Genomic DNA, 10,795 nt, shown 5'->3' with positions numbered 1-10,795 from the left:
AGCGCGGTGGAACCACCTGTTCCCTTGCCGAACACAGAAGTGAAACGCCGTAGCGCCGATGGTAGTGTGGCAGATGCCATGCGAGAGTAGGACACTGCCAGGCACCCAATTTAGCAATATGCTAACCGAATGCGGAGCGGTAGTTCAGTCGGTTAGAATACCGGCCTGTCACGCCGGGGGTCGCGGGTTCGAGTCCCGTCCGCTCCGCCACTGAATAGAGAAGCCCAGTCGAGAGACTGGGCTTTTTCTTTATGCTCAACAGTTATGGAGCAGTGGTGTCGCCGGCCTGCTGAAGGGGGTCGGGCGGTACCCTCTGCCTCTGCCTCTGCCTCTGCCTCTGCCTCTGCATCAGCCGCTGGCGCACAGTCACTCACACCGAACCGCCCCTATTTTCCTGGTTTACTCTGTTCTCGATCACCGGCTCTACGGGCTCCATTGGTGATGGCTGTACCTTGAAATCGGTTTCTTTTTTGTTCTGCCGTAATGAGGTTGAGGGAGTGTGACCCCGCTAACCTTCTCTTCTACGTGGCTCTGCTTAAATAGCATGACCGCTATATGGGCGGCAGGAACAACAATTAGGATCCGAGGAAAGGACAGATGTTCAAAAAAACAGTAACGATGATACTGGCGGCGGGAACCCTGGTATTGGGCGGCTGCGCATCTAATGGTGATCAGGCTGCTGATGCGGGTGACTTTGGTGGCAAGGCAGTCTTCCTGCGTGGGGAGATGAATGACTGGCAGGCTCTGGATGAGAGCAAGATCGTCAAGGTGAGTGACAAGATCTACATGGCCAAGGGAACCCTGAAAAAGGAGTGGGCGCCCTATAAGTTCAAGTTTGCCGATGCCAACTGGAGCTGTGGTACCAACTACGGTTATGCCAGCCCGAGCGATGGCGTCGCGACCCTGGGTGGGGCCCCGGTGCCTGCCAACCCCTGCTCCAAGTATGAGGATATGAAGTTCTCTCCTGATGCCGACGGCGTCTACGAGTTCTATCTCGACCTCAATGGTGAGCAGCCCACCGTCTACGTCAAGAAGCCCTAAACGCGGCAGATGACTTGAAAGCCCCCGGCCATTGTGTCGGGGGTTTGCTTTTATGGATGTGATGCATACCCCGGACACTCCATCATTTTGTGTTATGTTTTTATTGTTGGCACAACATATAGTGTTGAGGCGTGTATGACAACCCGGTTTCGAACCGATAATGGCCCGCTGGTGCTACCACTACAGCCCACCTCTCTCGAGATCTGGCGCAGCAAATATTGTCTGCACAATGGTAGCGGTTCGCCACTCGACGAGGCCCCGGACGATACCCTGAAGCGGGTGGCCCGCTCTCTGGCGAGCCAAGAGAAGGAGAGTGAGCGCTGGTATCCCGAGTTTCTCTGGGCGCTGCGGCAAGGGGCCATACCCGCAGGGCGGATCCTCTCCAATGCCGATGCGCTGGTCTATAAGCCCGCTACGTCGACCATCAACTGCACCGTCTCCGGCACCATTGCCGATTCGATGGATGACATCCTGACCAAGGTGCGGGAAGCCGGCCTTACGCTCAAGGCTGGCTGCGGCATCGGTTATGATTTCTCGACCCTGAGGCCCAAGGGCGCCCCCGTTGCGGGTGCCGGTGCCGCGACCTCGGGCCCCCTCTCGTTTATGGATATCTTCGACAAGATGTGCTCGACCATCTCCTCGGCAGGTGGTCGACGTGGAGCCCAGATGGGAGTGATGGATGTGCGGCATCCCGATGTGCTCGATTTCATCCGGGCCAAGCGTGAGGATGGGCGCCTGCGCCAGTTCAACCTCTCCTTGTTGATCACCGGGGCTTTTATCGATGCGGTTCGTGAGGAGCGAGAGTGGGCGCTGATCTTCCCCTGGTCTGAGTCTCAGCTCAAGAGTGAGGGGGTGGCTTTGGATGATAGCACTCGGGTGGTGTGGACCGACTGGCCAACGGGGGAGGGGATCCGTAACGAACAGGGGGAGGTGGCTTGCCGAATCTACCGGACCCTGCCTGCCCGCCGCCTGTGGGATCTCATCATGACCTCCACCTATGACTATGGAGAGCCGGGCTTCATCCTGATCGATCGGGTCAATGAGATGAACAACAACTGGTTCTGTGAGTCCATTCGGGCGACCAACCCGTGTGGAGAGCAGCCTCTCCCTCCCTACGGGGCCTGCCTGTTGGGCTCTATCAACCTCACCGGCTTCGTACTGGATCCACTTGGGGGTCATGCCCGCTTCGACTGGGCGCGTTTTACCCGCGTGGTCGAACTATTTACCCGTATGCTCGATAACGTGGTGGAGATTAGCGGTTTGCCGCTGCACGAGCAGCGCGAAGAGCTTAGGCGCAAGCGGCGCCATGGCATGGGGTTCCTCGGTCTGGGGTCGGCCCTGGCGCTGCTGCGGCTGGCTTATGGTTCTTCCGATGCCATCGCCTTTACCGAGCGAATGGCCCGGGTACTGGCCGTCACCGGATGGAAGACGGCGTTGGTCCTGGCCAAAGAGAAGGGGCCGGCTCCCGTGATGGAGGAGGAGTTTGAGGTGACGGCTGCGATGTTACGGCTGCGTCCCGAGATGGCCGGCGATGGGTTCAAGGTGGGGGACAGGGTGAAGGGAAAGGTGCTGCACGCTCGCTACAGTCGCTACATGCAGCAGCTGGCCGGTGTGGAGCCCGAGCTCGTCGATGAACTGGCGAGGGTGGGAGGGCGTTTTACCCACCACAGTAGCATAGCGCCGACGGGCACCATCTCCCTGTCCCTTGCCAACAACGCCAGCAATGGCATAGAGCCGAGTTTCGCCCATCACTACCGGCGCAACCTGATCCGGCCCGGGCGCAAGAGCAAGGAGAGCGTCGATGTCTACTCCTTTGAGCTCATGGCTTACCGTGTTCTGGTCGATTCGAATGCCACACCCGAATCAGGTCTGCCCGACTGGTTTGTGACGGCCGAGCAGGTAACGCCGGCTCAGCATATAGGGATGCAAGCTGCCGCCCAGCGCTGGGTCGACTCCTCCATCTCCAAGACGGCCAATGTGCCGACGGATTACCCCTTCGATGCCTTCAAGGCGATCTATCTCGATGCGGTGGGGGCCGGGCTCAAGGGGTGTACCACCTTCCGTTTTAATCCAGAGGCCTTTCAGGGCGTCTTGGTGCGCGAGAAGGATCTTGCCGCGACCCGTTATGAATTCACTCTGGAGGATGGCTCGCGGGTCACCGCCCAGGGTAACGAGGAGATCGAGTACGACGGTGAGCTGCATACGGCGGCCAACCTGTTTGATGCCCTCAAGGAGGGCTATTACGGCAAGCTTTAAGGGGGGCTGGATGGCAAGAAAGATCGACAGCAAGATAGTGGCCTATCGGCTGGTAGCTCCAGAGGGTGAGGCGCCACCGATCCAGATGCACGAGACGGTGGTGCGCCCCGAACGCCTGACGGGCACCACCTACAAGCTCAAGACCCCGCAACACGTCTGCGAGCACTCCCTCTTTATCACCATCAACGACATGGTGCTCAACGAAGGGAGCGAGCATGAGGTCAGGCGCCCCTTCGAGATCTTCATCAACACCAAGAGCCTCGAGCATCATCAGTGGATCGTGGCTCTCACCCGCATCATCTCGGCGGTTTTTCGCAAGGGGGGTGATGTGACTTTTCTGGTTGAAGAGCTGCGCAGTGTCTTCGATCCCAAGGGGGGATACTGGGATCACGGGCGCTACGTTCCCTCCCTGATCGCCGGTATTGGCAATGTGATCGAAACCCATCTGATCGAGATCGGTATGCTGGCGGCTCCCGAGATGGACTCGGCTAAGAAGGCATATCTGGCTGAAAACTATGATGAAAGTGCTGGCTTTCCCGCCTCGGCCAGCCTCTGCCCCAAGTGCCACTACAGGGCCGTCGTTCTGCAGGATGGCTGCATGACCTGCCTCAATTGCGGCGACTCCAAGTGTGGCTGAATGGGTATTAATTGAACGCTTGAACGTTGGCATGTTGCGCCCTGGTTAAATCGGGCGTAGCGTGAAGGGTAATAGAAGTGTCATGCCGGTGTGGTTTGAATGTCATCTGGACTATACCGCATGGCCTCTTGGCCAAGGAGGATGCTTATGGATAACACCGACCGGAAGCTGTTTATCCTGGACACCAACGTACTCTTGCACGAACCCCTCTCTATCTACTCCTTCAAAGAGCACGACGTGCTCATCCCTATGACGGTGCTCGAAGAGCTCGACAACATCAAGGATCGCCACAAGGATGTCAGCCGGGATGCCCGGGTCGCCATCCGGGCGCTGGAGGATGTATTCCGCAGTGCCACACCCGAACAGATCGCCCAAGGGGTGGCACTGGCGGGAGAGGCGACGGGGTGTATCTCTATCTTCAGCGATCACCATCTGCCGCAGGATGAAGAGCTCTTCACCAACAAGGAGGCAGACAACCGCATCATCAATGCGGCTCTCTACCTGCAAAAACATGAGCACAAGCGCCAGGTTGTGTTGGTGACCAAGGACATCAACATGCGCCTCAAGGCCAAGGGGGCGGGCCTGGCTCATGTGGAGGACTATCGCAGCGACCAGTTGATCGATGATATCCGCCTGCTGGCCAAGGGCTTTCAGGAAGTGCCCGGCAGCTTCTGGGAGCGGGTCGGAGAGTGCGACAGCGAGACCCATGGCCGAGAGACGGTACACGTCATCGACGAGGGGCTGCTCGAACCGGTGCATGTGAATCAGTATCTCATCGATGAGGAGCAATTCTTCGCGGCCCGGGTATTGAGCCATGAGGGGGGCAAGGTTCGTCTGCGGGATATCAGCCGTGACCGCCTGATGTCGCGCAAGGCGTGGGGAGTGCACCCCAAGAACGTCTATCAGGGCATGGCCCTCGACGCCCTGCTCGATCCCCATATCGATCTGGTGATCCTGACCGGGCCTGCCGGCTGCGGCAAGACCCTGCTGGCGATGGCGGCAGCCCTCGAGCTGGTCATCGAGAAGGGGATCTACGACAAGATCATCGTCACCCGTAATACCCCCGAGATCGCCGAGAGCATCGGCTTCCTGCCCGGCACCGAGGAAGAGAAGATGATGCCCTGGCTGGCGGCCATCACGGATACCCTGGAGGTGCTGCACAAGCAGGACGAGAACATGAGCGGGTCGCTCAGCTACATCATGGAGAAGGCCAATATCCAGTTCAAATCGGTCAACTTCATGCGTGGGCGCAGCATCCAGAACACCTTCGTGCTACTGGACGAGTGCCAGAACCTGACCGCCTCCCAGATCAAGACCATCATCACCCGTTGTGGCGAGGGGACCAAGATCGTCTGCTCGGGCAACCTGGCGCAGATCGACTCGAGCTACCTCAGTCCAGTCACCTCGGGTCTCACCTACATAGTGGAGCGATTCAAGGACTTCGAGGGGAGTGCCAACGTCTATCTCAACGGCGTGGTGCGAAGTCGCCTCGCCTCCTTCGCCGAAGAGAACCTGTAAACCGCTGCCAGTTGGCGGTAAGCGAGAAGGGGAGCCCGGGCTCCCCTTTCTCTATGGGCGCTTGCCCAGATAGGCGGCCAGGGCCGGCAGGGGGGGATTGGCCAGGGCTTGTGGCGTACCGTCGAAGGCGATGCGCCCCTCATCGACGAAGAGTAGCCGGTCGGCGATGAGCGCAGCATCTTCCGGGTGGTGAGTGACCATCAACACGGTCGTGGCGCGGCTGCGCGCCAGCAGGGTCACCTCATCCAGCATCTCCCGGCGCAGGGCCGGGTCCAGCGCCGAGAAGGGCTCGTCGAGCAGCAACAGGGGGCGATCTCGCACCAGAGCGCGGGCCAGGGCGACCCGTTGCTGCTGGCCACCGGAGAGCTGCTCGGGCAGGCGATCCAGCATGGATTCCAGCCCCACCCGTGCGGCGGCCCGGGTGACCTGCTCTCGCTGCTCATGACTCAGGCGCAGACCCGGGTGCAGGCCGATGGCGATGTTGTCGTGCACCGTCAGGTGCAGGAACAGGTTGTGATCCTGAAACAGGGTGGTGAGGGGACGTTCGGCCGGTGTCAGGGGCAAGAGGTCGCGGCCGGAGAAGGTGAGCCGTCCGGCGGTGACGGGCACAAAGCCCGCCAGCATGCCGAGCAGGGTCGACTTGCCGGCGCCGCTGCGCCCTGTCAGGGCGACTATCTCCCCGCACTCGATCCGGGTGGAGAAGGTGACGCTCCAGTCCGGGTAGCGAGCCGTCAGGTTGTCAAGAATGAGCATCTTTACCTCCAAGCATACGCTCGGTCAGCACAAACAGGGCCAGGCACAGGAGCAGCAGCAGCAGGGCCGTGGCGGCGGCCGGCCCCAGCTGATAGCTGCCGAGCTGCTGATAGAGCAGCCAGGGCAGGGTCGCCAGCTCACTGCTGCCAAACAGGGCGATGGCGCCGAGATCCCCGAGGGAGAGGGTCATGGCCAAGGCCAGGGCCAGAGCCAGCGGGCGGCGCAGCAGGGGCCACTCGATGAGTCGCAGGCGCTGCCAGCCGAGCACGCCCAGGCTGTCGCCCAGGCGATCGTACTGGCGGGCTACCAGCTGCATGGGGCCGGACAGGGTGCGGATCACGTAGGGGAGTGCCATCAGGGCATTGACCAGGATCACCAGCCAGGGCGCAATGGCGAAGACATCGACCCAGGGCATGAAGAGAATGAAGAGACCTGTACTCATCACCACGGCCGGCAGCATCAGAATCAGTGAACCGCTCGCCTCCCACAGGGCGGCATGGCGCCGTTCCCGACGACGCAGCCTCAGGTGGCGGCCGGTGAGTAGCAGGCCTCCCCCTAACAGCAGCGCCAGCAGGCCGGCCAGCAAGGCGATCTGCAGGGAGAGAGCCGTCGCCTGCCAGAGGCGCTCGCTGGCGAGCGCCGTCAGCAGATCAGGGGTCAATCCGGCGCCTGTGATGGCGAGCAAGGGGGGCAAAAAGATCCCGATGGCCAGGGTGAGGATCAGGGCGTCCCAGAGCCGGGTCTGCCAGTGGTGTCGATCCGGGCGCTCGGCCCGGCGGTCCGGTGCTATCCGGCTCGGGGTCGAGCGTTGCAGCTTGTGCTGACCCCACAGGATGAGGCCGCTCAGGATCAGTTGTAGCAGGGCCAGGGAGCCCGCCGTGGCCAGATCGAAGTCGAGGCGCAGGGCCTGATAGATGGCTACCTCCAGGGTGGTCGACTTGGGGCCACCCCCCAGGGCCAGCACGGTCGTGAAGCTGGTGAAGCAGAGCATGAAGATGAGGCTGGCAAGCCCCGGCAGGTGACTGCGCATCACGGGCCACTCCAGCACCCGAAACAGCTGGCCCGAGTTCAGTCCCAGCTGGCTGGCCAGTCGCCAGCTCGAGTCAGGGATCCCCTCGATGGCCTGCAGCAGCAGACGCGCCGCCAGGGGCATGTTGAAGAAGACGTGAGCCAGCAGTATGCCGGTGAGACCGTAGAGGTAGTTGCCCACCTCGATGCCGGCGTGCCGCAGCAGCCAGGCGACCCAGCCTTGCTGGCCGTGCACCGTGACGATGCCGAAGATGGCGATGATGACCGGTAGCACCAGGGAGAGGCCGAACAGCTTGATGAGCAGGCGTCGCCCCGGAAAGTGGCGGCGCGACAGGGCGCGGGCCAGGGGAATGGCCAGCCCCAGGCTGAGCACGGTGGAGAGGGCGGCCTGACTCAGGCTGAAGATCAGCACATGGCGCAGATAGGGGTCTTGCAACAGCGCCAGGGGGGTCAGTTCCCCCGCCTGCCACAAGAGGGCCCCGAGAGGGGCCAAGCCAAGCAGCAGGATCAGACTGCCGGAGAGGCTCCCCGGCAGCCACCAGAGCGAACGCATCAGCGGGTGACGGCCTGCAGCCACTCACGGATCCACCCCTTGCGCTCTTCGGCCACCCTGGCCGGGGCTATGCTGAGGGTTTTGGCCGGGGTAGGCAGGGTGGCGAAGGGCCCTGGCAGGGTGGCCTGGGTCACCGGGTACATCCAGTTGCCGGTGGCCACTGCCTCCTGAAAGGCCGGCGTCAGCACGAAGTTGAGGAAACGCTGGGCCAGTTCAGGATGTTGGCTGCCGGTGAGCCGGGCCACCACTTCGACCTGGCGGTAGTGCCCCTCGTCGAACATGGCCGCGTGGTATTGCTGCTGGTTCTCGGCGATGCGGTGATAGGCCGGGGAGCTGGTGTAAGAGAGCACCATATCCGCCTCTCCCTTGAGGAACATGCCATAGGCTTCGGACCATCCCTTGGTGACGGTGACCGTCTTGGCGGCCAGCTTCTGCCACTGGCTGGCGGCCTCATCCCCATAGAGGGACTTCATCCAGAGCATCAGCCCCTGGCCCGGAGTGGAGGTGCGCGGATCCTGGTAGATCACCTTGAGATCATCGCGCTCGAGCAGGGCCTTCATGCTGGTTGGCGGGTTCTTGAGCTTGCTGCCGTCATAGACGAAGGCAAACCAGCCGTAGTCGTAGGGGAGGAAGGTGTCATCCTGCCAGCCGCCCGGCAGGGTCAGCGGGGCGAGATCGGTCTGGTGAGGAGCAAACAGGCCACTCTGGCGAGCCTCGCCGATGAGCCCATCGTCGAGTCCCAGCACCAGGTCTGCCTTGCCGTGTTTCCCTTCCAGACGCAGCCGGTTGAGGATGGCGACTCCGTCTTCCAGCGCCACAAAGTTGAGGGTACAGCCGCACTCCTTCTCGAAGGCCTGCTTGATCTTGGGACCCGGTCCCCAGTCGGCGGTGAAGGAATCGTAGGTATAGACGGTCAGGGTCTCGGCCATGAGCGGGCTCGAGATCAGGGCCAGGGTGGCCAGGGCAGAACGAATCATGGGGAAACTCCTTGTCAGGAGCCGACGGATGGGGGCGCAAAGTGAGCGCCGTGCCTCAAATTCCTCCGCCAGCATTATCTGGATCAGGTCGACGGGTATAATCTCAGCAGGTGACTGCACCCCGTTTGAGCGACGCGGCACATTGTATTAACGTTTGATGGGGTGAGCCAGAACAAATGGAGGAGTGAGCGTGATCGATTCGAGCAGGGAGAGAAGGGCCTTTCAGCGCATGGTGATCAATGCGCCAGTGTCCTTGCATCAGGGGGCGCAACACCTGACCGGCATCTGCCGGGATCTCAGCGCCAACGGCATGGGGATCTTTATCGAGACGGATCAGATTAATCCGGACGAGCCCATCAGGATCAACCTCGCGACCTCCAGCAATCTGCTGCCTCCCTTCGCAGCGGAGGCGCGTATCATCCGCATCACGGATGAGGAGGGGGGTTATCGACTGGCGGTGGAGTTTCTCACCGTCGCCTGAACCGGCTGGGCACGAAACTGCCCGCTCTCTACCATCACCTGGCTGGTCCGCGCCAACTGCCCGATGGGCAGCTCGGCCGGGCCCGTCGGTTCCATCAAGAGATAATTCTCTCCCTCCCACTCCAGCTTCTGCTCCCCGGCACTCGCCGGCAGGGCCAGGCCCAGCAGGGCGTGATCCGGCGTAAAGATCATCAACTGTCTCATCTCTGGATGGATCTGTCCGAGCAGGGCCGCCATCAACGTCACCTTGCTGTCACAGTCCCCCCGATTTTGCAGCAACACCTGGCGCGGGCTCAAGAAGCCGCGGCCACCGCGCACGCCACTGTTGTCGAGCAGGGCATAGGGGATGGCCTGGACGAAGGCGAGCACCGCCTCGGTACTCTTGCGTCTGGCGGCCATCTCGTCTCCCCCCTCCTGCTTGAGTTGACTCGCGAGGGGGGCCAGCTCTTCCCGGCTCTCCATGGCGATGCGCACATGATCCTGCTTGACCGCCTCGGCACCGGCCGGATCGGTGAAGGTCTGAAAGTAGTAACGACTGAGCCAGGCCTGCTCGAGTTCGGGGCGGCGCTTGTTGAGCCACTCCATCGCCTGGTTGACGCTCTCCTGACGGCGGGCCGACAGGTTGAGCTCCCCATCCCGCCCCAGCCGGAACGCGACGGTGGGAAACTGGCGCTGCCCCTGCTGCAGCAGCCCTTGCAGTATCTCCCGGCGAAACCGCTCGGGAGGAAAGGCGATGAGAGGGGGGATCTTGCCCGGGGCCAGCTGGTAGCTCAGGCTCTTTGCCTCCTTGCCTTGCTCCCAGCGCACCCGCACCTCTTCACCCTGGTGGGTGAAGGAGAGCTGTTTGGCCGTCACCAGCAGGGGCAGGAGGCAGATCAGGGGGAGCAGGCGCATAGTCATCCATAAAAAATGGGAGCAAACGCTCCCATTCTAGTGTGTCGGCCGCTCTCAGAGCCAGGCCGGCTGCCTGGCCTCGTACGCCTTGATGGCGTCGTCGTGCTGCAGGGTCAGGCCGATGCTGTCCAGTCCGTTGAGCAGGCAGTGGCGGCGGAAGGGGTCAATCTCGAAGTCAAAGCAGAGATTCCCGGCGCGCACCTGGCAGGCCTCCAGATCCACCGTGATGGTCTGGCCCGGGTGGGCGGCGACCAGCTGGAACAGGGCGTCGACCTCTTCCTCCTTCAGACGTACCGGCACCATGCCGTTGTTGATGGCGTTGCCGTAGAAGATATCGGCAAAGCTCGGGGCAATCATCGCCTTGAAGCCATAATCCGCCAGCGCCCAGGGGGCATGCTCACGGCTCGAGCCGCAGCCGAAGTTCTCGCGAGCCAACAGTATGCTGGCACCCTCAAAACGGGGCTGGTTCAGTACGAACTCGGGGTTGGGCTGCTGCCCGGCATCATCGAGGAAGCGCCAGTCGTGGAACAGGTGCTTGCCAAAGCCGATGCGATTCACCTTCTGCAGAAACTGCTTGGGTATGATGGCGTCGGTATCCACATTGGCGCTGTCGAGCGGTGCGGCGAGCCCGGTGTGTTGGGTAAATCCTGTCATCGC

The 10,795-nt window shown here is 61.8% G+C and carries 10 protein-coding genes, 1 tRNA gene, 1 rRNA gene and 1 riboswitch; of the genes, 7 read left to right on the top strand and 5 right to left on the bottom strand.

The features are described 5' to 3' along the window. The 6 genes from rrf to BN1133_RS14395 all read left to right on the top strand — a co-directional run. Positions 1–103 (top strand): 5S ribosomal RNA (gene rrf / locus BN1133_RS14420); the annotation flags it as partial. Positions 104–133: 30 nt separating this feature from the next. After that, positions 134–210 (top strand) — tRNA-Asp (locus tag BN1133_RS14415). Between the two features lie 387 nt (positions 211–597). Continuing rightward, positions 598–1,041, top strand: coding sequence for an early set domain-containing protein (locus BN1133_RS14410; RefSeq protein ID WP_050667190.1), 444 nt, complete (start codon positions 598–600; stop codon positions 1,039–1,041). A gap of 135 nt (positions 1,042–1,176) precedes the next feature. Further along, positions 1,177–3,297 (top strand): adenosylcobalamin-dependent ribonucleoside-diphosphate reductase, encoded by a 2,121-nt coding sequence (locus BN1133_RS14405; protein ID WP_050667189.1) that lies wholly within the window; start codon positions 1,177–1,179, stop codon positions 3,295–3,297. 10 nt (positions 3,298–3,307) lie between these two features. Further along, positions 3,308–3,934: a TSCPD domain-containing protein gene (locus BN1133_RS14400; protein ID WP_050667188.1), complete on the top strand. Its 627-nt coding sequence runs from the start codon at positions 3,308–3,310 to the stop codon at positions 3,932–3,934. A 147-nt stretch (positions 3,935–4,081) separates the two neighbouring features. Beyond that, positions 4,082–5,452, top strand: coding sequence for a PhoH family protein (locus BN1133_RS14395; protein WP_050667187.1), 1,371 nt, complete (start codon positions 4,082–4,084; stop codon positions 5,450–5,452). Positions 5,453–5,503: 51 nt separating this feature from the next. Here the strand turns inward: BN1133_RS14395 and thiQ are convergent, their stop codons facing one another. Genes thiQ through thiB form a run of 3 tightly spaced genes read right to left on the bottom strand, consistent with a single transcriptional unit; the run spans position 5,504 to position 8,749 of the window. Next, the gene (thiQ, locus tag BN1133_RS14390) at positions 5,504–6,205 is read right to left on the bottom strand and encodes a thiamine ABC transporter ATP-binding protein (protein ID WP_050667186.1); all 702 of its coding nucleotides are present in this window, start codon (positions 6,203–6,205) and stop codon (positions 5,504–5,506) included. Next, complete coding sequence (gene thiP / locus BN1133_RS14385; protein WP_050667185.1) at positions 6,192–7,787, bottom strand: thiamine/thiamine pyrophosphate ABC transporter permease; 1,596 nt, start codon at positions 7,785–7,787, stop codon at positions 6,192–6,194. The genes thiQ and thiP overlap by 14 nt, the downstream gene beginning before the upstream one ends. Further along, positions 7,787–8,749, bottom strand: coding sequence for a thiamine ABC transporter substrate binding subunit (gene thiB / locus BN1133_RS14380; RefSeq protein ID WP_082178017.1), 963 nt, complete (start codon positions 8,747–8,749; stop codon positions 7,787–7,789). Before thiB ends, thiP begins: the two co-directional genes overlap by 1 nt. A gap of 58 nt (positions 8,750–8,807) precedes the next feature. Next, positions 8,808–8,898, bottom strand: a riboswitch (TPP riboswitch). A gap of 56 nt (positions 8,899–8,954) precedes the next feature. Between thiB and BN1133_RS14375 the strand changes: the two genes are divergently transcribed. Further along, positions 8,955–9,245 (top strand): PilZ domain-containing protein, encoded by a 291-nt coding sequence (locus tag BN1133_RS14375; protein ID WP_050667183.1) that lies wholly within the window; start codon positions 8,955–8,957, stop codon positions 9,243–9,245. Here BN1133_RS14375 and BN1133_RS14370 read toward each other — a convergent pair. Together BN1133_RS14370 and leuD are read right to left on the bottom strand one after the other, a co-directional pair. Then, positions 9,209–10,138, bottom strand: coding sequence for a transglutaminase domain-containing protein (locus BN1133_RS14370; protein ID WP_153006800.1), 930 nt, complete (start codon positions 10,136–10,138; stop codon positions 9,209–9,211). The genes BN1133_RS14375 and BN1133_RS14370 overlap by 37 nt on opposite strands. 54 nt (positions 10,139–10,192) lie before the next feature. Further along, positions 10,193–10,792 carry a 3-isopropylmalate dehydratase small subunit gene (gene leuD, locus BN1133_RS14365; RefSeq protein WP_050667181.1) on the bottom strand — a complete coding sequence of 200 codons (600 nt, stop codon included), beginning with the start codon at positions 10,790–10,792 and terminating at the stop codon, positions 10,193–10,195. Between the last annotated feature and the right edge of the window lie 3 nt (positions 10,793–10,795).

Source organism: Aeromonas schubertii (genome assembly GCF_000820105.1).
In the GTDB taxonomy this organism is placed as follows: domain Bacteria; phylum Pseudomonadota; class Gammaproteobacteria; order Enterobacterales; family Aeromonadaceae; genus Aeromonas; species Aeromonas schubertii.
This window is presented reverse-complemented; position numbering and strand designations above follow the sequence as displayed.